The sequence below is a fragment of the Klebsiella sp. HMSC09D12 genome (genome assembly GCF_001808475.1).
GTDB classification, from domain to species: Bacteria; Pseudomonadota; Gammaproteobacteria; order Enterobacterales; family Enterobacteriaceae; genus Klebsiella; species Klebsiella oxytoca.
The window spans coordinates 36,377-57,640 of record NZ_KV793487.1; the positions used below are offsets into that span (position 1 = coordinate 36,377).

Here is a 21,264-nt window from a genome sequence, read left to right on the forward strand (position 1 = left end):
TGCAGGATCAGGAAGCGCGCTATCGTCAGCGCTACCTGGATCTGATCTCCAACGATGAATCGCGCAACACCTTTAAAGTGCGTTCGCAGATCCTGGCCGGCATCCGCCAGTTCATGGTCGGCCGCGGCTTTATGGAAGTGGAAACCCCGATGATGCAGGTGATCCCCGGTGGCGCTTCCGCCCGTCCGTTCATCACCCATCACAACGCGCTGGATCTGGATATGTACCTGCGCATCGCGCCGGAACTGTACCTGAAGCGTCTGGTGGTTGGCGGCTTCGAGCGCGTGTTCGAAATCAACCGTAACTTCCGTAACGAAGGTATCTCCGTTCGTCATAACCCAGAGTTCACCATGATGGAACTCTATATGGCCTATGCGGATTATAAAGACCTGATCGAGCTGACCGAATCCCTGTTCCGCACCCTGGCGCAGGACGTTCTCGGCCATACCGAAGTGCCTTACGGCGATCAGACCTTTGATTTCGGCAAGCCGTTTGAAAAACTGACGATGCGCGAAGCGATCAAGAAGTACCGTCCGGAAACCGAGATGGCCGATCTGGATAACTTCGATTCTGCAAAAGCCATTGCGGAAAGCATCGGCATTCACGTTGAGAAGAGCTGGGGTCTGGGCCGCATCGTGACCGAGATCTTCGAAGAAGTGGCGGAAGCGCATCTGATTCAGCCAACCTTCATCACCGAATATCCGGCAGAAGTCTCTCCGCTGGCGCGTCGTAACGACGAGAACCCGGAAATCACCGATCGTTTTGAATTCTTCATCGGCGGGCGTGAAATCGGTAACGGCTTTAGCGAGCTGAACGATGCGGAAGACCAGGCGCAGCGTTTCCTCGATCAGGTTAACGCGAAAGCTGCCGGTGACGACGAAGCCATGTTCTATGACGAAGACTACGTCACCGCGCTGGAGCACGGCCTGCCGCCGACCGCGGGCCTCGGTATCGGTATCGACCGTATGGTGATGCTGTTTACCAACAGCCACACTATCCGCGACGTGATCCTGTTCCCGGCGATGCGTCCGGTAAAATAAGTTCTGAACCCTGAATCATTCGAGTTGCATGAAAGCCAACGCACATGCAACCTGAAGTATGGCGGGTAGACTGTAATAAACGAAACCCCAGCGCTGCTGGGGTTTTTTATGCCTGGCGGCTAAAGCTTATTAAGGCATTACGCGCATTATCATCCGCAGCCTGCATGACCATCCACGGGCTAAAAGCCCAGGGCGTCGCGCGAATTGCGCTTAAAACATCCTCAATATGGCTCCACTGAAAATCCATCACTTCGTCAGGATTTATCCGTAACGCGCTGGCTACTCGTGCCGCATAGACCGGACAGACCTCGTTTTCGACAATGCCATTCGGCGCGACGGCCCGGTAACGGAACCCCGGAAAGACCGGGACGATACGGGTTATCTCGACGCCGAGCTCAAAGCGGCAGCGGCGCTCAACGGCCTGTTCAAAGGTTTCACCGGTTTGCGGATGCCCGCAGACTGAGTTCGTCCATACGCCTGGCCAGGCTTTTTTGCCCAGCGAGCGGCGCGTGACCAGCAGTTGGCCTTGTTCATTGAACAGCCAGCTGGAAAACGCGAGATGCAGAGGGGTATTGAGGGTGTGGGCGGCATACTTCTCCAGCATACCTGTAGGCTTATCTTGCTCGTCCAGCAAAATGACATGTTCCCCGGCCATGACAACTCCTGAAATAGAAAATGACCCGGCACAAACCCGCCGGGTCATGTACTCAGGCCACTAGGGTAGCCCATAAATGGGACAAAGGCATTACCAAAACAAGCCCTGGCAACATGTTGGCTACCGGAAAGAGCTTAATGTTACAGATACGCAACCCGGTCGCCACCATCAGCAGCCCGCCGGCGCAGGAGAAATCCGCCATCATATCAGGCGAGATCGACGGCAGAATAACCACCGCCAGCATCGCCAGCGCCACCTGAATAATGACCTGCGGGATAGCAATGGTCATCACCGCGTAGCCCAGCAGCGTCGCGAAAATCCCGGCGGTAAATAGATCGAGAATCGTTTTGATATACAGAATTGACGGATCGCCGCTCATGCCTTCGGTCATCGCGCCGAAAATACCGGTGCCGCTGGCGCAAAACAGAACCAGGATGGCGACAAATTTCTCGGTAAACTCTTCATGGCCGAGGCCATTGACCGGCGGCAGCACTTTGTTGATCAAACCGCGGGTGGAACCTGCGGCTTTACCGATGCCCTTTTCCAGATGCAGCAGTTCGCCGAGGATGGCGCCAATCACCATTGCCAGCACGACGGCGGGCATATATTTCACTTTGAGCACCAGCGTAATACCAAGACCAACGGAGCACAGGCCGAAGGTCATCGGCAGCGCCGTTTTGACGCGCTCGGGGAGCTTGCCGCCCGCCGCAGCGCCGATGAGTCCGCCGATAATCACGGCGGCTCCGTTTACATATGGGCCGATTAACATTGAATAATTTCCGGTTAATTAAAACGTAGCTCGCCTTCACCCCAGCGGGGGATGTTGTTGACCTGCAGGTCAAACAGATCGAGCGCGCGATTGACGCTATGGGTAACGATGTCGTCCGCCGTTTGCGGACGCTGGTAAAGCGCCGGGACCGGCGGAAAGATAATTCCGCCCATTTCGGTTACGGCGGCCATATTGCGGATGTGGCCGAGGTTCAGCGGCGTTTCCCGGGCCAGCAGCACCAGGCGGCGACGTTCTTTCAGCACCACGTCTGCCGCGCGGGTGAGCAGGTTGTCGGTCAGGCAGTGGGCGATGGCGCCTAAAGAACGCATTGAACACGGCGCGACCAGCATCCCCAGCGTTTTAAATGAACCGCTGGAGATAGCTGCGCCAAGATTGGCGATGGGATGCACCACGTCGGCCAGCGCCATCACCTCGTCCAGGCGGTAATCCGTCTCCAGCTCGCAGGTTTTTTCCGCGCCTTTAGAGACGACCAGGTGGACTTCAACGGGATGCGGGCGCAGTAGCTCCAGCGCCTTAACGCCGTACTGAAACCCGGATGCGCCGCTGATACCAATGATGATGCGTGCCGTCATGAGGTTCTCCTTTTATTCGAAATCCGGCAGGAAGCGCTTCACGTCCACTTCTTTAAATCTGGAGCGCTGGAAGTTGTGCTTCAGATGGAACGGCACCGTGCAGTCGAATATCGTTTTGCAGGACATTCCCTGCTGCAGGATGCTCGGGCTGTATTCCGGTACCTGCGACGGATCGAGCGGATGGCAGCGAACGCCGGGAATAGTGATTGTATCGACATCGCCCTGGTAGCGGGTTTGCATGGCCCAAAGCACGTCGTCGCTGTCGAAAATATCGACGTCTTCATCGACCAGAATGACGTGCTTCAGTTCCGGGAAGGCTGAGAACGCCAGCAGAGCAGCCTGACGCTGGCGCCCTTCGTCCGCCGGGGAGGATTTTTTGAACTGCAGCACCGCCAGCAGCTTGCCGCCGCCAGCCGAATGGGCAAAGACGTTCAGCAGCTTGCCAGGCATCGCGCGTTCGACCATATCCAGAATGCTGGCTTCGGTCGGGATACCGGCCATATTGACGTGTTCTTCGCCTGGTCCTACGGTGGTGCGCCAGATAGGATTGATACGGTGAGTGACGGCTTTCACTTTGATGACCGGGATCGCCTCTTTAGCTTCGCCGGTATAGCCCGGAAACTCAGGCATCGCGCGGCCGGTATGGGTGTTCTGATCTTCTCGTACGCGCGCGTTGGGCAGCAGTTCGCCTTCAATCACGATCTCAGCGTGGGCGATCGCTTTCTCGTTAATGGTTTTACACTGCGTCATCTCCACCGCTTTGCCGCGCAGCGCGCCGGCGATGCTTAACTCGTTGAAGCCCAGCGGGGTGGTCGGCGGCTCGAAACAGGCGGCAATTTCAATGGCCGGATCGACGCCGATGCTGATTGAAATCGGCAGCGGCTGGCCTGCCGCTTCCGCCTTCATGCGAAAAGCATCGATATGGCGGCCGGGCGTTAGCCACATGGAGAGTTCGTCGCGGCTCTGGACGCACAGGCGATGAATGGTGATATCGGACTCATGCGTTTCTGGATCGGAGGCGTAGCACAGGCCCATCGTAATATAGGGGCCGGCGTCTTCTTCGGTATTGGTCGGTGCCGGCAGCAGCTTGCGCAGATCGAAATCGGCATCGCTTGCCAGATGGACCACTTGCTGGCATACCGCTGCGCCCTGGGTCATCACCGGGGCTATTGCGTTTTCTACTGAATCCTTCAGCAGATGCCCCAGTTTAGCCGGTTCACACTGGAGAAAATGGCTGACGCGCTGGCGGGAGCCATTCAGGCCAATCGCCACGCTGATATTTTCAAAACCTTTGATTTTATTGAAGACCATGACCGGGCCATTCTTGCGGGTCGGTCGCTGGCAGGTCCCGCCGGCGCCTACGTAACGATAGACGCCGGAGAGTTCGGCGTGCGGGTCGACTTCGGTATTGGTTTCAACATACTCGCCGGGAAGCGTTTTCAGCAGATCCAGCGCGGAGCGTAAATCATGTACCGATAAGGGTGTTTTGTTATCACTATTCGCCATGGGATGTTCCTTCGGAAAAAAAGCTTTGCTCCCGGCACAATATTTTCCCTGGCGCGGATAAACAAATACCGTTTACCGGATGGTCAGTAGATCAAAAAAGTTTATTTTAACAAGGTGTTAAATAATGATTAATTAATATGAGGAGCAACGCTGCGGCTTTTTATTTCTCCGGCTAAGTGTGATACTGGTGATAAATTACACTGCGGATAATGATGATGGATTTAAAGCGCTTACGCTATTTTTGTCGGGTGGTGGAACAAGGTTCGGTGAGTCAGGCGGCGAAGTCGCTGAACATGGCGCAGCCGCCGCTCAGCAAGCGAATTCAGGAGCTGGAAGAGGAGCTTCAGGTATCGCTTTTTGTTCGCCGGGGAAACCGCATTGAGCCTACGGAAGCCGGTTTTTTTCTCTATCGAAAAGCGTGTGAAATATTACGCCAGGTAGAGGATACGGCGCGGGAAACGACGGATATTGCGCACAAAAACAGAACTGAATTGAGAATCGGCTTAACTCATCTCTATCAGAATTATTTTAAAGCATTGCTGATGGAGGTATATCGACGTCATCCCGACACTTCCATAAATATTTCCGTTACTGACTCCAGCCATCTCGAAACGTTATTAACCGAGGGCGCAATTGATTTAGCCTTAATCCAGCGCCCCTACCGTAGCGAAGGCTTTGATTATGTCTCTTTTGACCCGATTAAGCTGGTCGCGGTGATCAATAAAAGCTGCCTGCCGGAGCCGCCGTCTAATCCGTATAGCTACACATCGCTGGCGGCGCTGCCGCTGGTATTACTTCATAGAGCAAAAGATTCAGGAACTTACGAGATGCTAATGGAGCTGTTTCGTAAGTCCGGGGTCAACGCGAAGGTGATTATGCACATTACGCAGCCGGGCGTAATTCTCGACTGGCTGGAGTCCGGACTGCAGGCTGCGACGCTGCTACCTTCTTCTGAAGTGGATGCTGATAAGCTTAACCAGTGCTACGTGGTCGATGTTTTCCCCTCGCCGCAAATATTCTACCCGGCGCTGGTAAAATTGCCGTCTATGCCTTATCTGCCCGCGTTGATGGATATTATTACGCATGGCTATCCGTTTAATACTTCTGTATGAAGGGTAGCGATTGGGGATTGCCTTAGGGACTGGTATGATAATCGCCTCTGGTTGAGAGGTGAATGTACGTGTTAAGCGCAGGACGCCTGATGAGAAAACGCTTTGTTATTGCAATAATGTTGCTGAGCAGCCTGATCGTCGCGGGGTGTTCCAGCTCATCCGATTCCGGGTCCACCTACACCGTGAAGCGCGGCGACACGCTGTACGCTATTTCACGTTCCACTGGCACCAGCGTCAGGGATCTCGCCCGTCTCAATAATATTTCACCTCCCTATACCATCGAGGTTGGGCAAAAGCTGAAGCTGAACAGTGGTTCAGGGGCCACGGCGAAGGCGGGGGCATCCGGCAAGAAATCCTCCGCGAAGCGCACCGCTGCCGTGACGCCATCTTCGGCGGTGCCGCAATCCTCCTGGCCGCCGGTCGGGCAACGCTGCTGGCGCTGGCCGACCAGCGGCAAAGTTATACTGCCGTACTCCACCAGCGATGGCGGCAATAAAGGTATCGATATTGCCGGTAAGCGCGACCAGCCGGTGTATGCGGCAGGGGCGGGCAAAGTGGTGTACGTGGGTAACCAGCTGCGCGGCTACGGCAACCTGATTATGATTAAACATAATGAGGACTATATCAGCGCCTATGCACACAACGACAAGCTGATGGTGAATAACGGCCAGAGCGTGAAGATCGGCCAGCAGATTGCCACCATGGGCAGCTCGGATGCGGATTCCGTACGCCTGCACTTCCAGATTCGCTACCGGGCGACGGCGATCGACCCGCTGCGCTATTTGCCGCCGCAGGGCAGTAAGCCTAAGTGCTAAAAGGTTATTTTATCGACAGTTAGCCTGTTATGGGCTTGTCAGCGGGTGCGTAAGGTCTATAATGACCCTCGCACCTCCTCGCGGGCGTAGTTCAATGGTAGAACGAGAGCTTCCCAAGCTCTATACGAGGGTTCGATTCCCTTCGCCCGCTCCAGATCTCTCCCCTTGTTGCAAAACACCAGCCAGTTACTGGCTTAAATGTGTTTCGCTATCAACAACTTACCTTAAAGTAAGTTGTTTGTGATCGTTCTACCATTGAACGACTAAGTACCAACGGGGATTACACTGCTAGTTGTCACGGATAGTTACTATGGGAATGAGAGTATAACTATTCGGCGGCGGCAGTTCCAACCTCACACCGCGATAGCACAACGTGAAGGCAAAGCCTGATCCGGGCATTGATTCTCATAAGCTTACAGTGAAGCGCATTTTTTGCCGATGCTCCCACATGCCACACGTCGAGATGACGTTGCAGGGAATAAACAGGTTTTATGGTGGTCACGGTACTTGCACACCACATGCAAGCTCTGCCAGCGGTTCGGCCTCGCTCCTTCGGGTACATGGTCATCCTGACAAACTTCACTGTCTGACATAACCCTTGATGAAGTCGCCTAACGGCTCCGTACGTTGTCTTACCACCAACGGGCTTATTGGCTGCTATTGTCCAAAATCTGTTAGTTGTACATTTTCTGCCTCCGGTATAACCTCAGATTAATCCTAATGAATCAAGGGGGAGCATCGAGATTAGGAAGAGACAGATTCAAGAGGAATCACCCAAAGAAGAGTTAGATCGCTTGCAGGAAGAGCTTGAACTGACGCAGGAGCAACGGGAGTTTATCGAGTCCATGCGTCATGAGAACGGCACTAATAACCCTGAAAAGGAATAACTATGAGTATTTACTTTAATGAGCACGGTAGCGCGAATGGATACTAGGTAGAGGGACGCTGGCTAATTAAGGGGATTATTTACAGGTGAACCATGGCCCCAACATTCCAGGCGGCTTATACAAAATCAACGATAACAAAGTGAAATTCCCATTCGATTACAAAGAAGCGGAAGGAGTGATCGACGCAGAGAGACTCACTTTCACCGTGAATGGTCAAGCGTACCCAATGAGGAAAATGAAAACGAATCCGTGGGATGTTTAGCGGTAAAGGGGGCTATGCCCCCTTGTGTTATTTCTTCAAGTCACCAGTACATTGATACTCCATAGTGACCATTGTTTCCATACATCCGCTTGAGGATGGTTGAGAACAAACTGAGGTATAGCCGCCGAATGGCTCAGCACCAGAATAGCCCCATGCAGCGCAACGCTGTGCTGCTGCTTGAGCGCCTTGCTGAATGTTCACTTTAGGGGATTCGAACATCCCGAAGGAATAGCTCATTTTTACAGTCCCATCGGCCTTACTACCACCAGTCGGAACTAATTGTTTCTGTACAGCACACCCAGAGAGAAGCAGAGTTGAAGCTACTAACACTAATAAACTTTTGCGCATGGAAATCATTCCAATTGATAACTATTTCTAGTTGTTTTTCCGAAAGATTTTTATCTTAAAACATTATTTCATTGAAATTAAGTGGATTCTGATTGAAATGTTATCAATCTCTCAATGCCCTTAGCCACATCATTAAAAGGTGTAGTTGTTGGGCTGGCACTTTAACCCGTCTTCCGGCTTCTACGTTGCACATCGCGAGCGCTAACGCCATAATGCTGCTGTTCGGCATTTCCTGCTCTCCGTTGGGAATGTTGAATACGGCGGGGGCTGGCTTCTTGGTGGTTGGCGGCCCCTGCCACTTGCTGATCAACTGCTCTTCTAAGGTTTGTTGGTAACAGGTGACGCTGTATCGTCGTCCCTGCAAACTTCACTACCTGCGTATAAACGCACACCGTAGCACCACACCAGATAAAGCTGGTGATTAGCTCTTCTTTCTTTTTCACTCTTCCGAATCCTCTGTATTGAAGGTTTTCGTATAGGGACATTTCCCCTTAGTTACGTAGGTGAACAGATAATTGCTGTTCTGATACGTGCATAGCGTTTTCCCGTTCTCCGTCTGTTCCTCCTGTGGGTTGGTCATCGTAATTTGTCCGGCATTCGCCAGGGCTGGCAATAGCGCCAGCGTCAGCACCAGTAAGCGTTTCATGTTGATCACCATTCTAAAGAAAACTCCTCTGTTAAATCGTCCTGCACATCCTGACCATACCCGATGTAATACATAGTAGAGCGAGGATCTGTCTGTCCCAAGAAATGGGCGATGGTTTCAAGCGGCACTCCATTTTCATACAGGATTCGACCCCGACTTTTTCGCGGCGAATGGCACCCAACGTTTTCAAATCCTGCTCTACGGCCCATCTTGCCGAACTCCGCAAATACGGTGTTGCGTGTAATGGGGTTTCCTCTACTGCGTAATGTGGCAGCACTGAAAATGTAATCTGTAGCTACAGGCATCTTCGCTTGTTCTGCTTTGCGTTGTGCCACGACAGAGAGCATTGCGGCTGTCACCTTTGGCCTCACCACGTTTCCGGTTTTCTCCTGTTTCACCTTGAGGTGAGATTGCCCTTCTACATCCTCATACTTGAGCTTGAGCACGTCAGAGATACGTAACCCGCTCTCATACATAAACACCCACAAGCAATAGAACAGGTTGCTTCTGGCGTTACGCTGTAGCTCTGCTGCCACTGCTTTAACTTCGTCTGCACTCTTGAGCGCCTGGCTAATGCCTTTCATCTTTACCCCTCCTCATGTTCGTTTCGTTGAAATCATCATTGATCAGAAATTGATCATTTTCAATAGGTTGTACGATACGTAAATTTAAGAAGAGCACAAAATGATCAAAATGTGTGCGCGGTTGCTTGAGTTGCTTAACGGCGTGATCGAGGCCGCCCAATTCCAGGCGCAGATTTTGGCGAATATCTGTAAGTTATTGAAAAATAAATGAAAATACATTTCACGCCATGATTCATGAAACGGTGATTCTGTCAAGAAATTTATTTTCGATGACGGGGAGTTACTCCTGTTTGCACGGTGAAGTGATGGAAAAGCGTACTGAATTATTTAAATCAATAAGTTACAGAATACACTTTACGAAAGTGTATCGAATCGGGTGAGATTTGCACGGTAAATGAGAGGTTTTCTCATTTGTGGCGATGGGATTTGAGTTGATGAGAATTGTTCTCAATAATGGCGGTTTTGGCATAAAAATAAACCGATGCTTCATTTTTAGAGAAAGTCGTTAAGCAGGACGGGTATACATCAAAGTGATGATTGTTACGACGATCAGCTACGAGCCGCACGGCGCAAGACTTTCGCACAAGTGAGTGATAGTTTCAATTGTTACTATCCTGATAACTATGGCAACTTTAACCCTGTAACAACGGCAATCTTTACCTGCCATTTACCAGCGGATTACATGCCAGTTTGATGGGAATTACACTAGGGTTGTTGCATGGGATAAATCGGAGTGAGCAGGGCGACGATTTACCGTTGGGTAAAGTGAGAAACGAGCACCCTACAGAATTTTGTTACCCTTTGGACTTTCTATGCACCAGTACCCCTACAAAATACTGTGACCCTACCCCCACAGAAAACTGTTAGACACCCCCACAGAATTTTGGGGGAGGGGGTAACAGAATTCTGTTAGCTATTAGATCACTTATTAAATTACTTTATTAGATCAGAACTTATTATCTTTTTACGCTGTCCCTGGTCGGTACTCTACGGGAAATCTCACCTACGCCACCCTTGACGGGCTGACGGTTCGACCCCGTACCGCTCAGGAACAAGCACAAGCGTAACTCTGTACCTTCTTGACTCGTGCAAACTCCGTTTCTGACGAACGTCAGGCGCGAATGAATTTATGCCGTAGGCAAAGTACCGTTGCGCTGCGCGCGGAATAGTCGTGTGCTTCGCCAGTGGCTAAAGTTCACTTACCCTCGTACCTCGTGCAAGTTCACTAAGCCTCAATCCAATACCAACACCTACCATCCTGATAACTACCGTTATCCCTCTGTAGTTGTGCTATTGGTTTCGGGAGTAAGTGCCAGAGGTGCGCCCGTATGCCGTTAGGCTTCACAGGAGCCTCATAGAGCGCTTTAAACAGGTAGGGGAATACAGATGTAGCGCATGTGTATGCAAACCTTGTGTGGCTCGATACAGCGCGTTTCATGTTGATTGGTAGAGGTTGATCACAATTGAGAGGTGTGCTATGATATTAAATGGGATAAATTTACCCGCACCTATTGACATTTGAATCATTTCATGATAGAGTAACTAAGTAGGGTGAGGAAAGCATTCATCCTGTCATCTTTTAAGGCATCCTGCCTAACCACAAAATCCAAAATCCACCGCACTATCAGGCAACGTTAATAACGTTCTCCCTGGATGGTGTTTCCGTGTATCTCACGCAAGGAGAACCCACATTAAGTATTTTAATCCAGAGCTTGTCTTCGAGGCTTTAAAAGCCGGAAGCCAAACACGTAAGGCAATTAACAGCCAGCGAGCAGCAGCAAAGCGTCAAGGTTATTTCGAACACGCTGAACGATTACGCAAAGGAATCGAACTTTACGATCAGTGGAAAGCTGAACAGGCTGAAACCACTACCAACAATTAAGCCAGAAGGAGAAAACCACATGAGCGACATTATAAATTCGAAGAAAGAACCGCGCACTTGCTTACACATTCCTGATGAAACGTTCCAGGCCTTATTTAAGGAGGCGAGAAATCAAAGAGTGACAGTTACAGAATACATCCTCAATGTTCTGAATAAAGAGGCAACCAATCTTAACAAGGGCAAGTGATCCCATTATCACCATAGTAGCGCCGTGAGCGCGATTACAATTAAGGAAAAATTTGAATGACAACGAAAGATGAACAATTTGTTATGGTTCCAATGTGGATTCTGAAAATAAGCCACGTCAACGGACATAAATTTACCGACAGTGCTAAAAATCTTTATTGCTATCTCAAAGGGTTTGACCGCGCATTTCCATCTTATGCAAAAATAGGTGATGTATTTGGTATTAAGCCCAGAGCCGCAGAGGAACGAGTTAAGAAACTGCTTGAAATGGGATTGATTATTAAAGATCTGCGCCCTGGGACTTCTAACCTTTATCAAGTATTAGAAATTCCACGAGAAGAATCTCCAGAAATACAGCCTACTCCCCTTGAAGTGCATGAAAGTGCTCCAGCACCTACGCCAGCCCCTGAACCAATAAAGACCGCAGAGGAAAAGCCGGATGATGATGTGATTATTGATTCAGTGTGCGAACTGCTGTCAAAGCCTGATAGTTTACGACAGCAAAACAGGGGAGATACATTTATAAATTATGCTCGTCGTGTAATGCAAAGTAACCATAAGAAACTACCTTCCAGATTCGAAGAAGAGTTAGAGATGAGATTTGAAAATCGTTATCCACACTTTCATGAACGATTCGGAACACCATTTTAACCAAGAGGAACAATGAACAAACTATACCTATTGAACGAAGCAACACATCATCAAATCGAATGCAACACCGTTTGCCAACGTCTTTATTATCACCTTGCATCTCTCAAACGTGAAAGCGGAGCAATAAAAGCCACCGTGAAACACATTGCTGATGGTGTCGGTATAAGTGAAAGTGGGGCGCGGTATTGGATGTTATTAATGCACGATGCAGCCGTTATAACTATGGAACGTCACGGCAAGTATTACGACATTACCGTTAATGATGCGGTGAGTTTTATTACTACACCCCACTGATAAGCAACACTAACACACAATCGGGAAACTTTTTATGATCATCGCTATCTATTGGCTATTTGCATTTTACGCAGTATGGACATTAACGAGAAAACACGGAAGTTTCCCTTTAAGAAGAATTAATGGGAAAAAGAAAACGTAACGTAGTTACAAAGCTTGAACGAAACGCACAATCATTATTACGAACATCTGATTTTCAAAATCTCTCTCGCCTTTCGAAGGAACAGAATTGTCTTCCTGGTGAATGGCAAACTGAAACAATCGAAGAGAATAGCCCTGCAATGTCTCCAGATGAGATGGGCGCATTACAGGACATTCTCAATAGCTGCCCTTCTGCATTCTGGAAACCCAGGAAGATGAAATTCTTCAACGTAGATTCTTCGAATCTCCACAAATGGCAAATTCTTAATTTCTCCTCCTACGAACATTATTGCGGCTGGCTTTCGGTAAATCACCTTAACAATTTAACCCGCGATTTTGACACCCTATTTGATACTAAGGAACATTATGACTAATAAGACTATGGACACCATAAACACCCTACTTAATTCTTTCCACGAGAATTGGCACCTACCTATTCTTGAACTGGTTAATGCAGCGTGGCGTGACAGAACGCCAGAAGCGCTGTTATGCGCGTCTAAACAGACAGAGCAGGGGATAGACGCGCTGGAGCAGTTAGAACGCGCCATAGCGCTTCTAATGCGCTCTCAAAACAGTACGGTTACAGAACATGAGGTTTGGAAAGTGATCGATGAGTGGACGGAACTTGCATGTTCTCTAAAGTATGTCTCACAGGAACTTTCCGAGCTTTCCATAGAGATCGCCGAAGAATACGCCATAACATAAAAGTTACAAAATGTCTTGACATGTTGTGCTATTTGTGTCATAATAAGTTATAGGAATAGTATTCGAATCACTTCCCCCCCCCTCCTGAATGCCGTTTCCCATAGGCGGCGCTCTCTTCAATGTCTTTCCGTAAAGAATAGGGTTATGTTCTTTAGCTACGGTTATTTCTTCTTTGTCGTTCCGAAGGTAATGCACGGTCACATTATTATTGTGTTGTAATGGTGTGAGCAATCACCGTGCATCTCCTTTCTTTACGGAAAAGCATTGTGCTTTTTACATCTCAAGCCCCGTTAGGGTTTGCGGTGGTCAGACTTAACTACCTTGAATTGTGAGAGGTTCAGGAAATTACGTTAAGGCTGGCAAATCTTCTATTAATAACACCGAAAGTGTCAGCGATAGATAATGAAAGCCTCATTTATTCCAGGGTGTCACCTATTGTTATAGGTGTACGCTTTTAAATGAGGAGCAATGACGGGCGATCCTACTTTGTGTTTACATCTGTATTCACATTGCGCCCTCATTTATTTAAGAAGACATTCTTTAACTTCATGGCCTCTTCTATGACGTTAAACAATGCTTTCTTTAGCAAGGGGCATTCTCTCCAAGGGCTTTATTGCCCCTTTTTAATCTTCTGCGCTTTATGCGTAACAAAATAGTTAATACAACAAAGGAAACGGTAATGCTTCTCATGAATTATGACCGTGTGATCACTCACAAAGGCGCTTCCCTTATTCTCTCTGAAAAGATGATTAAGCAAGCGGCTGATGTTCTCAATGTGGACGTTGAGACTATTCGAGAGGCTACAGAGAAATTCTGGCCTACAGCCACGATCACAAAATCAAATACCCCTCACCCATCATCAGGGCTTGAGGAAAGATTAAAACTATTACTATTAGCAAAAGGAAAATAACCAATGCAATTTGGAACATTTCAAACTCTGAACGGGAATAACAGCCATGCCCGTTATAAAATTATCGCCCATGCTTCTGATGCAATTATGCAGGATAAGCTGATCCGTGTGGAATCCGGTATTCCTGCCGATCTCATTGTTGGCGACCTCGTGAACGATACAGGCGCGAAAGCTGCCGCCCCTGGTGACATTGCGTATGTTGTCGTAGAACCTGCAACCGCTGGCGATAAAGCGTTTATTGTAGCTTCTCCAGAGCATACTATTTTAGCCCTGGTTGGCGTTGAATTTGGAAGCCTGGATAAATCTCTGGCTCAAGCGCAATTAGCAACTCTTGGCTTTACTTTCACTGACTACGACACCGTAGCTCTACGCACCACCTAATTAAGGATAATAATAAGAATGGCTTATTCAGATTTATTTTCTGGCAACATGTATGACTTTGCCAGCCCGTTTACTTTCTCTACTCAACTAAACCAGATTGTAACTAATCTTGGATTATTCAAAATTGAGAACCACGATGTTAACTCAATCGCTCTTGAGAAAATCACCGATGTGAAAAATCTCGTTGCACCTGAAAAGATGCCCTATGCACAAAGCGATTGGAACAGTGCAGAACGCCCAGAATTTACTAATGCCCTCTATCAGCTTAAATACACTAATTCCTTAAATTCAGTGACTTCACGAGATCTGGAGCAGTATAAAGCGCGTGGAACCGTAGACACTGCTGATCAAATTACCCTCGCTATTTCTGATTTCAGCGATGCGCAGTACGCCCAGGTGAGCAACACCGTAGAGGTTGACCTTGTAGAGGCGCTGTTAGGGCTTCGTGTTAATTCTCAATTCGCCGGACAGGGCGATCTTGATTTCCTTGCTGGCGGTAGCAAAACCACATACACGATGGACATTAGCGCAGACGCTAACGTGTTCCAGCAACTAAGTGAGATCGGACGCATTCAGAATGTGAAACTTGGATCAGGGCTGGCGCAGGCTAAACAAGGAACGGTGATCCTGGCATCCGGCAAAGCAGCCGTAGCGCTACGCTATCACCCGTCCGTGAAAGACTTCATGGTGTATACGCTCCCTCTGGAGCAGGGCGATAACTTCTACACCCGCACTAAAGGTGCAAACCCTGCTTTCGAAACCTGGACGCTAAACGGTGTCACCGTGATCGATGTGACAGGCTACTCTCTGATTACTGATCGTATTGGTGTTGATTCGTTCGTGAGTATTCCGGTAATGGCTCCTGAATCTAACGCTTACGTTCTTCACTCTGGTGTTGGTGTTCGCCATGCGACACAAGGCAAAGGCGCGGAACTGTATCACCAGTATGTGATTGTAGATCAGCGTTGGGGCTTCCCAGAAGTGGCTACAGAGTGCAGCTATCTCCCAATCGTGGCGATCCCACAAGCGATCATTTTCGGTACTGTCTCAGAATAGAATAATGAGCGATAGACGTTAGCTCTTCACGTCTGGAAAATAACAGAAGAGCTTTAAACAGGGCGTGTGAACGTTGGGAACTATGAGAGCGCAAATCTCCCCAGTGTTCCCGCCCTTTTTTATTTCCAGCATAAGAGGAAAGATGAAATTGGAACTTATCCTAAAGAGTCGAGGTTTACATTTACAACTTAATGATACAAGCGCCGAGCAAATACTCAATTTAGCAGCCGTATCGAGAGCACTTGATGTGAGTCATTCACATTTAAGACAACTTATTTTCAGAGGAATGAGTGTATCAGATGCACTTAATTACCTTGTGAACGAAAAGAAAGGATGTGAATAATGTCAGGTGGACTAATCGTCAATACAAGTACCATCCGTAACGTGGTGACATTTAGTGTTGATCGTAATTCGATGAAAACCGCTTTAGATGCTTTTGACCAGATTCAGAAGAAAGCGAAAGGTATTAAAGACCCTACAATAAACATGAAGAGATTCAGCCAGGGACTAAAGTCTGCTGAAAGAGAATTAGATAAGCTGAATAAGAAAGCCTCTAAGCCTCGTAGCAACGATGAACGAGAAAAGGCAAGGGCAGCTAAGGCCGCGCTTCGTGTAGAGCAACAGGCAGCGAAAGAGGCCCAAAGAATAGCGGTACGCCGTGAACGGGCAGAGCTAAAATTGCTAGATACGGGTTCGAGTTTCAAAAGTATGCACCACCTAACCAACGTAGAATTAGCCCAGGCGGCATTACAGGCCAGCAAAATTACCCGTAGTTATGCTGATGGAACGATCAGCCTACAACGCCAAAACAGCGAGATTAAGCGCTTACAGCAGGGTTATCGCAGGCTCAATGCTTCACGTAGGGAAGCAGCTAAACGAGGCGCTACGGCTCCTGTAGGTGGCTCTGGAGCGATTACAGGCGGGCTTATGGGGTTAGGCACTGGTGCGCTTGCTGGCGCTGGTGTGGGTGCGGCGGCTTACGGTGCTTATTCATGGGGCAAAGAGGCTGTTACAGCCCAGGAAGAGCGCAGCGAGATTGTGCAACGTGCGAAGCTGGGAAACGTTGATTACAACGCTCTACAAGCCCAAAGCCAATACGCTACCGCTAACGGGATCGATTCGGGAATGGGTATTCAAGGCCAGCGTAAGCTATTGGACAACTACAAAGACATCCAGGACCGCATCGGTCAAACTCTCAATGAGGCTAAATACGATAAGAAGTCGGGACAGTGGAAAGGTGGCGATCAGGGGATTCTGTCAGCGGTGAACACTGCCGGATTCACTTTGAAAGATTTGCAGTCCTACCAAAAGAACCCGATGGGCTTCGTCTCTGCCTATACCAATACGTTAGAGAAGCAGGGCAAATCACCAGAGCAAATCCTCGCATCGTTGGAACAGTTAGGTGATGACCTGGGCCTATACCATAAAGCGTTTATGAATGGTGGTAAGGCACTCACTGATCAGGTGGACGTGCTCAAGCGTAACGGGCAATGGTTGAACCAGGAACAGCAAGATCAGCTTGTGGCCTACCGCAAATTCAATCAGGAAATGGACATTCTCAAAGATAGCCAGAAGTTGGCATTCTTCGAAGGTTTCATGGAGTCTCTCGACCCTGCGACGGTTAAAGAGTGGAAGGAAGCGATGCAGGAAGCGTTACCCTTCTTCAAAGGCTTAGGCAAGGCGGCGGGGGATGTTGTAGATGGCTTAATGAAGATGACCAACTGGATCACTGGTAAGCTGAATCTCCTGAACGGTGACAACACCACTAAAGAGGCGGTGAGCCAGCATTACGGCACAACGTCAGCACCTGCACTGCCTGGGAGTAATCCAGTGGCTAACGCCTACGGAGCCAGCCAGCCTAAAGCAGACGGCACACATGAGCATAATGTATTCGACACAATGCGTGAATGGTGGAACGGTACAAGCGGGGCGCAGGATGTTAGCAGTTACGCTCAGAGCGCCAACGGTGATTATTCTCCTGTTTCTATGTTGAAACAATCGGCAGCGGCTACTGCGACACCGCCAGCTAAAAATACAGTCGTTCAGCCAGTGGTATTACAAAATAACCTACCGGAAGGAATGATCTCTCTCACTATTGCCCCTGATCCGACATTCGGAAACATGCTAAATGCTACCGTTGATCAGCGTATCAATGATAACAATCAGCGTATGGTGCTGGCTGTTTCATCTGGACAAGGGACGGGGGGCTAATTGCCCCTATTCGTAAGGAATAAAATAAAATGGCAACACCAGGAAGTTTAACTATTGGCAATTCCTCGCAAGGGATTAATTCAACCTCAAATAGTAATAACAGCAGCGCTACCCGTAATAAAGGTGAAAACGGATTCACTATCCTTGCATCTGTTTATAATCCAGCTTCTGATAGCTACATTCAAAACTATCAGGCTATTGTGTTTGATGCTGTCACCGATACCGGAATACGCAGACAGGCAGAAATTACAAGCTATCCCGTTGAGAGCGGGGCAGAAGTGAGCGATCACGTTCAGATTAAGAATAATACATTCAAGCTATCGGGGGTTATTACCGAAACTCCGGTAAGGCTTGAGAAAGATTTATTATACAGTGCTGGCGTTAATGGTACTCGTATTTCTCAGGCTATCCAGTATCTTGATAAAATCTTTGATAGTCGTCAGCCTATTACATTAGTGACAGAGCACAAAGTGTATGAGGATGTCATTCTCTCCGGCATCTCCTACGATTATAAATCTGAATTTGCTATGCAATTTGATCTTGAGTTTGAACAAGTCAGACTTGTTAGCACTGCTACAGTTAATGTAATTGCGACTAAAATGCAAAGTAATAGAAGCGTTGGTGGTACGGTGAAACAGAAAGTAGTAAACAATGCACCAAAGAAAACTGAATCTGATACTGTTACTATGGAATTTAAGAAATAAATAAGGGCATTTTGCCCCTTTTACAAGGAAGCTTATTCAAGCTATACCAACGAATCTACGTTCTCAAATGGGATGGATTTAAAAAGATAACCCTGTAACCCCCAAATGCCTACTTCACGCAAGATTTCCATACTTTTTCTATCCTCAATGCCTTCAATAACAATTTTGTCGCAGTATTTTTTAATTAATGTAATTAATTCGTAGAAGGTTGGTTTTTTCACCTGCTCATTAAAGAAAATGCGATCTATTTTTACTACTTCAAAGTAACCTTCCATCAAACTAACTACATTCGAATTACCTGCCCCAAGATCATCGAGCCACAGCCCATTCACACCCTGGCTCAGCGACTTTAACAAGGGGCTTTTTAATCCTTTATCTAAACCTTGGAAATTCTCAGAAAGCTCAAGTTTGATGAATGGCATCGATTCGAAAGTTTGTCTAAGTATGTAGTCATGACGTATCAGAAAAGCCATTTGCTGATCAATGTTCAGTGTACAAAATAGATTCTTTCGTTCGAACCACTTTTGCATACTGGCAATGTTTCCGCATTGTTCGTATAGGAAAAGCCGTTTCCTATCTAAATCCCAAGATGAAATTACGAACTCAGGATGAAGGGGCGTCCATCTGGGGAAATGAAGCGAGTGAGAAGCTCAACGCCCAACAACTTTTCGTCAATGCTTACTATGGGTTCAGCAATGAATGTAGTATCCATAACAAACACCTTAAATTTCTACATAGGTTCATTCATAATGTGGTCTTTGTAACAAAAAATCAATAATAGTTTCTGTTATGTAAGTGTGTAACTTACTGAATTTTGGTGTTTTTTTTTTGACTTTAGTGTTAATGGTTTAATAATTTTTTGTTACTATTTTAATCTTTCTTTGTTCGTAAAACAAGTGTTGGCGTGTATTATTCATAAACAATAGCTTATTAATCTAATCAATTTGTTTATAAATAAGGGGCTTACGCCCCTTTTTCCGTTTTTGAAAAGATCAACTCGGGATAATCTACCATTTCCACATAGTCGGATAGCTCTTTCATGGAACATCCAGCGCTGTATGTCTTAAACGCTTCTGTGGCTGCGGCCTGGGAAGAGTGCCCGGTAATGTAACCAATTCTTTGTTCAGGAATGCCAGCCCGATCCAGGCAAGTGATAAAATGCCCCCTGAGACTGTGGAAACATTGACGATCTGTAGCGGTAGGCAATACACGATGGCGTAGCCTGGTAAACGCTTGTGAGTAGAATGGGCCTTTCTTACCGTCAGCACGGTTAATCTTGTTAGCCTGTGGGAATAGGTATTCTCCATAGCCGTGGCTTAGGTATTCATCGACAATTGTAGTTAGTCGGGAGTGAATCGCCACATGTCGGATTCCAGCCTTAGTCTTCGACTTTGAAATGAAGAACGTGCGTACACCTTCCACCGTTTTGATTTCTGACTTCTTGAGGCTTGCCAGTTCATCAAGGCGGCATCCTGAAAACAGCCCCATTATTATAATGTTCCTGATTTCCGACTCTGCTGCATCAAGTAGCTTTTGCATCTGGTCAGGCTCAAACGGCTGATAGCTCTCAATTGTTCGCCTTGCTTCGAGGTTATGACCGTGAAACGGGTTATCTGGTGTTATGTCGTCGTAACTCCTCCGCGCATACTCGTACAGACTTCCCAGGCATGTTAGCCAGTTCTGCACGGTTTGAGGGGCTTTCTTGTCCTGCTGGTTGATGAACATTGCCACTTGTGAGCGTCTGATCTCCGTGATCTGAATGTCTGCACGGTCAAGCGAAGTAAGAAATACCTCTACGGCACGAGCAGATTTAGCCAGCGTCGAGAATGAGCGCTTATCTCTGTATCTGTCAGCGTATTGATCGCGGATAGCGGTTAACGTTGGCACTGTCTGGAGTGGGGCGCGTAGCGTGGTTTGCTTATGCAATCCGGCTATGGCGTTTTGTATGCGCCGTACCTCCGTATTCGGGGAATACTGTTCCTTGAGTGTTTTCCACTCGATCAGCATGTGATTACGGAAGTGTTTAGCGGCGTTAAGGTCTTTGGTTCCCGTTGATTTCCGGTAGAGACGTTTCCCCCCGAAGATGTGGCGCATGTACGACGGGATGAAGATCTGAAACATCCAGACTCCTTCCGCAGTTGGATAAAGATAAGATTGGCCCTTGATAGACATGAGATTTATCCTCTAAAATCTCCGCTATCAACTACCAATGTTGAGATCTTTCGCGGCTCCTGGGCTTCTTTGTTCGATTCCCTTCGCCCGCTCCAGACTGAAGTCTCCTGAAGTCCACTCAACTCAATTTTCCCTTGATAAAGCAGCAGTTATAGGATTCTATTTAGTCTATTGAACTCAATTGTACTCCCCCAGGGTCAAGCTCAATGTGGGGGTATGGATGGGGGTATAATTGTACCCCCTGCTGAGAGGTACCCCAATGAAGCTGACTGCTCGTCAGGTTGAAACTGCTAAACCCAAAGAGAACCCCTGGAAACTGGCCGATAGCGTTGGTTTTTAAGGAAATCGCCGATGCTCAAAGAAAATTTCAACGAACTGCAAATCTTTCTTGTAGTAGCAAGGGAGCGAAGTTTCACCAAAGCGGCGGGTAAACTGGGCGTTTCTCAGTCTGCACTCAGCCACGCGATGAAGGCCCTGGAGGAAAGGCTGAATATCCGCCTTCTGACCCGTACGACCCGAAGCGTTGCCCCTACAGAAGCCGGTGAGAGAATTATTGCCTGCCTTGAACCGCGTATTGCCGATCTCGAGCAGGAGCTGGAATCGCTGGTTCAACTGAACGGCACCGCCTCTGGCAATATTCGTTTATCTGCCGGGGAGCATGCCGCGCGAAGTCTGGTATGGCCGAAGTTAAAACCCTTCCTCAGGGAATATCCGGAAATCAATCTCGAACTGGTGGTGGATAACGGCTTTGTCG

At 48.1% G+C, this 21,264-nt stretch carries 23 protein-coding genes, 1 tRNA gene and 2 pseudogenes; 16 read left to right on the plus strand and 10 right to left on the minus strand.

Features of this window, described 5'->3' with window-relative positions; all coding sequences use genetic code 11:
* Positions 1-1,040, plus strand: a 1,040-nt coding sequence (gene lysS / locus HMPREF3178_RS17425; RefSeq protein WP_228705140.1) for a lysine--tRNA ligase, incomplete at its 5' end; no start/stop codon positions are given.
* A 106-nt stretch (positions 1,041-1,146) separates the two neighbouring features.
* On the opposite strand, the gene idi is transcribed toward lysS, so the two are convergent.
* The 4 genes from idi to HMPREF3178_RS17445 are packed head-to-tail and all read right to left on the minus strand — an operon-like array spanning position 1,147 to position 4,563.
* On the minus strand, positions 1,147-1,695 hold the full coding sequence (gene idi, locus HMPREF3178_RS17430) for an isopentenyl-diphosphate Delta-isomerase (protein ID WP_032729068.1): 549 nt from the start codon (positions 1,693-1,695) through the stop codon (positions 1,147-1,149).
* A 52-nt stretch (positions 1,696-1,747) separates the two neighbouring features.
* Positions 1,748-2,464: a DUF554 domain-containing protein gene (locus HMPREF3178_RS17435; RefSeq protein WP_004105549.1), complete on the minus strand. Its 717-nt coding sequence runs from the start codon at positions 2,462-2,464 to the stop codon at positions 1,748-1,750.
* Between the two features lie 14 nt (positions 2,465-2,478).
* A complete protein-coding gene (locus HMPREF3178_RS17440) occupies positions 2,479-3,057 on the minus strand; it encodes a UbiX family flavin prenyltransferase (RefSeq protein ID WP_023321611.1) in 579 nt (192 codons plus the stop codon).
* Between the two features lie 12 nt (positions 3,058-3,069).
* A complete protein-coding gene (locus tag HMPREF3178_RS17445) occupies positions 3,070-4,563 on the minus strand; it encodes a UbiD family decarboxylase (RefSeq protein ID WP_032729067.1) in 1,494 nt (497 codons plus the stop codon).
* A 215-nt stretch (positions 4,564-4,778) separates the two neighbouring features.
* Here HMPREF3178_RS17445 and HMPREF3178_RS17450 point away from each other — a divergent pair, with 215 nt between their 5' ends.
* From HMPREF3178_RS17450 to HMPREF3178_RS17460, 3 genes are all read left to right on the plus strand, one after another.
* Positions 4,779-5,675, plus strand: coding sequence for a LysR family transcriptional regulator (locus HMPREF3178_RS17450; protein ID WP_016809684.1), 897 nt, complete (start codon positions 4,779-4,781; stop codon positions 5,673-5,675).
* 89 nt (positions 5,676-5,764) lie between these two features.
* On the plus strand, positions 5,765-6,490 hold the full coding sequence (gene actS, locus HMPREF3178_RS17455) for an amidase activator ActS (RefSeq protein ID WP_070585315.1): 726 nt from the start codon (positions 5,765-5,767) through the stop codon (positions 6,488-6,490).
* Positions 6,491-6,570: 80 nt separating this feature from the next.
* Positions 6,571-6,644: transfer RNA gene (locus tag HMPREF3178_RS17460), tRNA-Gly, on the plus strand.
* A gap of 1,022 nt (positions 6,645-7,666) precedes the next feature.
* Here HMPREF3178_RS17460 and yecR read toward each other — a convergent pair.
* The 4 genes from yecR to HMPREF3178_RS17480 form a co-directional block, all read right to left on the minus strand.
* Positions 7,667-7,987 (minus strand): YecR family lipoprotein, encoded by a 321-nt coding sequence (gene yecR / locus HMPREF3178_RS30080; RefSeq protein WP_077270123.1) that lies wholly within the window; start codon positions 7,985-7,987, stop codon positions 7,667-7,669.
* Positions 7,988-8,148: 161 nt separating this feature from the next.
* On the minus strand, positions 8,149-8,430 hold the full coding sequence (locus HMPREF3178_RS17470) for a hypothetical protein (RefSeq protein ID WP_175438958.1): 282 nt from the start codon (positions 8,428-8,430) through the stop codon (positions 8,149-8,151).
* Complete coding sequence (locus HMPREF3178_RS17475; RefSeq protein ID WP_070585319.1) at positions 8,427-8,645, minus strand: hypothetical protein; 219 nt, start codon at positions 8,643-8,645, stop codon at positions 8,427-8,429. Before HMPREF3178_RS17475 ends, HMPREF3178_RS17470 begins: the two co-directional genes overlap by 4 nt.
* Entirely contained in the window at positions 8,639-9,217 is a 579-nt protein-coding gene (locus HMPREF3178_RS17480) for a tyrosine-type recombinase/integrase (RefSeq protein WP_070585321.1), read from the minus strand. The genes HMPREF3178_RS17475 and HMPREF3178_RS17480 overlap by 7 nt, the downstream gene beginning before the upstream one ends.
* Positions 9,218-11,118: 1,901 nt before the next feature.
* Between HMPREF3178_RS17480 and HMPREF3178_RS31330 the strand changes: the two genes are divergently transcribed.
* The 10 genes from HMPREF3178_RS31330 to HMPREF3178_RS17525 all read left to right on the plus strand — a co-directional run bounded on the left by HMPREF3178_RS31330 (position 11,119) and on the right by HMPREF3178_RS17525 (position 18,338).
* Positions 11,119-11,286 (plus strand): hypothetical protein, encoded by a 168-nt coding sequence (locus HMPREF3178_RS31330; protein WP_168377428.1) that lies wholly within the window; start codon positions 11,119-11,121, stop codon positions 11,284-11,286.
* A gap of 56 nt (positions 11,287-11,342) precedes the next feature.
* Positions 11,343-11,936 (plus strand): helix-turn-helix domain-containing protein, encoded by a 594-nt coding sequence (locus HMPREF3178_RS31775; protein WP_070585323.1) that lies wholly within the window; start codon positions 11,343-11,345, stop codon positions 11,934-11,936.
* Positions 11,937-11,948: 12 nt separating this feature from the next.
* Complete coding sequence (locus tag HMPREF3178_RS17490; protein ID WP_048240692.1) at positions 11,949-12,230, plus strand: hypothetical protein; 282 nt, start codon at positions 11,949-11,951, stop codon at positions 12,228-12,230.
* Between the two features lie 122 nt (positions 12,231-12,352).
* On the plus strand, positions 12,353-12,745 hold the full coding sequence (locus tag HMPREF3178_RS31335) for a hypothetical protein (RefSeq protein WP_069601754.1): 393 nt from the start codon (positions 12,353-12,355) through the stop codon (positions 12,743-12,745).
* Complete coding sequence (locus HMPREF3178_RS17500) at positions 12,738-13,076, plus strand: hypothetical protein (RefSeq protein WP_070585325.1); 339 nt, start codon at positions 12,738-12,740, stop codon at positions 13,074-13,076. Before HMPREF3178_RS31335 ends, HMPREF3178_RS17500 begins: the two co-directional genes overlap by 8 nt.
* 679 nt (positions 13,077-13,755) lie before the next feature.
* Positions 13,756-13,986, plus strand: coding sequence for a hypothetical protein (locus HMPREF3178_RS17505; protein WP_070585326.1), 231 nt, complete (start codon positions 13,756-13,758; stop codon positions 13,984-13,986).
* 3 nt (positions 13,987-13,989) lie between these two features.
* The gene (locus tag HMPREF3178_RS17510) at positions 13,990-14,367 is read left to right on the plus strand and encodes a hypothetical protein (protein WP_070585328.1); all 378 of its coding nucleotides are present in this window, start codon (positions 13,990-13,992) and stop codon (positions 14,365-14,367) included.
* A gap of 18 nt (positions 14,368-14,385) precedes the next feature.
* Positions 14,386-15,423, plus strand: a complete 1,038-nt coding sequence (locus tag HMPREF3178_RS17515) for a major capsid protein (protein WP_070585330.1) — start codon at positions 14,386-14,388, stop codon at positions 15,421-15,423.
* Positions 15,424-15,765: 342 nt separating this feature from the next.
* Entirely contained in the window at positions 15,766-17,634 is a 1,869-nt protein-coding gene (locus HMPREF3178_RS17520; RefSeq protein ID WP_070585332.1) for a hypothetical protein, read from the plus strand.
* 29 nt (positions 17,635-17,663) lie between these two features.
* Positions 17,664-18,338, plus strand: a complete 675-nt coding sequence (locus HMPREF3178_RS17525) for a phage baseplate protein (protein WP_070585334.1) — start codon at positions 17,664-17,666, stop codon at positions 18,336-18,338.
* Positions 18,339-18,379: 41 nt separating this feature from the next.
* On the opposite strand, the gene HMPREF3178_RS17530 is transcribed toward HMPREF3178_RS17525, so the two are convergent.
* Both HMPREF3178_RS17530 and HMPREF3178_RS17535 read right to left on the minus strand, forming a co-directional pair.
* The gene (locus HMPREF3178_RS17530; RefSeq protein WP_228705141.1) at positions 18,380-18,868 is read right to left on the minus strand and encodes an EAL domain-containing protein; all 489 of its coding nucleotides are present in this window, start codon (positions 18,866-18,868) and stop codon (positions 18,380-18,382) included.
* A gap of 433 nt (positions 18,869-19,301) precedes the next feature.
* Positions 19,302-20,510 carry a tyrosine-type recombinase/integrase gene (locus HMPREF3178_RS17535; protein WP_070585337.1) on the minus strand — a complete coding sequence of 403 codons (1,209 nt, stop codon included), beginning with the start codon at positions 20,508-20,510 and terminating at the stop codon, positions 19,302-19,304.
* A gap of 259 nt (positions 20,511-20,769) precedes the next feature.
* Between HMPREF3178_RS17535 and HMPREF3178_RS32115 the strand changes: the two are divergent.
* Positions 20,770-20,844: pseudogene (locus HMPREF3178_RS32115) on the plus strand (DUF4102 domain-containing protein); the annotation flags it as partial.
* A gap of 47 nt (positions 20,845-20,891) precedes the next feature.
* A pseudogene (locus HMPREF3178_RS31785) lies at positions 20,892-21,264 on the plus strand (LysR family transcriptional regulator); the annotation flags it as partial.

What these genes read in the sequence shown, in the direction of transcription:
- yecR (WP_077270123.1), bottom strand. Translation starts at nt 7,987, where the DNA reads ATGCGCAAAAGTTTATTAGTGTTAGTAGCTTCAACTCTGCTTCTCTCT.
- HMPREF3178_RS17490 (WP_048240692.1), top strand. Translation starts at nt 11,949, where the DNA reads ATGAACAAACTATACCTATTGAACGAAGCAACACATCATCAAATCGAA.
- HMPREF3178_RS17480 (WP_070585321.1), bottom strand. Translation starts at nt 9,217, where the DNA reads ATGAAAGGCATTAGCCAGGCGCTCAAGAGTGCAGACGAAGTTAAAGCA.
- HMPREF3178_RS17525 (WP_070585334.1), top strand. Translation starts at nt 17,664, where the DNA reads ATGGCAACACCAGGAAGTTTAACTATTGGCAATTCCTCGCAAGGGATT.
- HMPREF3178_RS17530 (WP_228705141.1), bottom strand. Translation starts at nt 18,868, where the DNA reads ATGCAAAAGTGGTTCGAACGAAAGAATCTATTTTGTACACTGAACATT.
- HMPREF3178_RS31330 (WP_168377428.1), top strand. Translation starts at nt 11,119, where the DNA reads ATGAGCGACATTATAAATTCGAAGAAAGAACCGCGCACTTGCTTACAC.
- HMPREF3178_RS17500 (WP_070585325.1), top strand. Translation starts at nt 12,738, where the DNA reads ATGACTAATAAGACTATGGACACCATAAACACCCTACTTAATTCTTTC.
- HMPREF3178_RS17515 (WP_070585330.1), top strand. Translation starts at nt 14,386, where the DNA reads ATGGCTTATTCAGATTTATTTTCTGGCAACATGTATGACTTTGCCAGC.
- HMPREF3178_RS17435 (WP_004105549.1), bottom strand. Translation starts at nt 2,464, where the DNA reads ATGTTAATCGGCCCATATGTAAACGGAGCCGCCGTGATTATCGGCGGA.
- HMPREF3178_RS17445 (WP_032729067.1), bottom strand. Translation starts at nt 4,563, where the DNA reads ATGGCGAATAGTGATAACAAAACACCCTTATCGGTACATGATTTACGC.
- HMPREF3178_RS17510 (WP_070585328.1), top strand. Translation starts at nt 13,990, where the DNA reads ATGCAATTTGGAACATTTCAAACTCTGAACGGGAATAACAGCCATGCC.
- HMPREF3178_RS17505 (WP_070585326.1), top strand. Translation starts at nt 13,756, where the DNA reads ATGCTTCTCATGAATTATGACCGTGTGATCACTCACAAAGGCGCTTCC.
- idi (WP_032729068.1), bottom strand. Translation starts at nt 1,695, where the DNA reads ATGGCCGGGGAACATGTCATTTTGCTGGACGAGCAAGATAAGCCTACA.
- HMPREF3178_RS17440 (WP_023321611.1), bottom strand. Translation starts at nt 3,057, where the DNA reads ATGACGGCACGCATCATCATTGGTATCAGCGGCGCATCCGGGTTTCAG.
- HMPREF3178_RS17475 (WP_070585319.1), bottom strand. Translation starts at nt 8,645, where the DNA reads ATGGTGATCAACATGAAACGCTTACTGGTGCTGACGCTGGCGCTATTG.
- HMPREF3178_RS17535 (WP_070585337.1), bottom strand. Translation starts at nt 20,510, where the DNA reads ATGTCTATCAAGGGCCAATCTTATCTTTATCCAACTGCGGAAGGAGTC.
- HMPREF3178_RS31335 (WP_069601754.1), top strand. Translation starts at nt 12,353, where the DNA reads ATGGGAAAAAGAAAACGTAACGTAGTTACAAAGCTTGAACGAAACGCA.
- HMPREF3178_RS31775 (WP_070585323.1), top strand. Translation starts at nt 11,343, where the DNA reads ATGACAACGAAAGATGAACAATTTGTTATGGTTCCAATGTGGATTCTG.
- actS (WP_070585315.1), top strand. Translation starts at nt 5,765, where the DNA reads ATGAGAAAACGCTTTGTTATTGCAATAATGTTGCTGAGCAGCCTGATC.
- HMPREF3178_RS17450 (WP_016809684.1), top strand. Translation starts at nt 4,779, where the DNA reads ATGGATTTAAAGCGCTTACGCTATTTTTGTCGGGTGGTGGAACAAGGT.
- HMPREF3178_RS17520 (WP_070585332.1), top strand. Translation starts at nt 15,766, where the DNA reads ATGTCAGGTGGACTAATCGTCAATACAAGTACCATCCGTAACGTGGTG.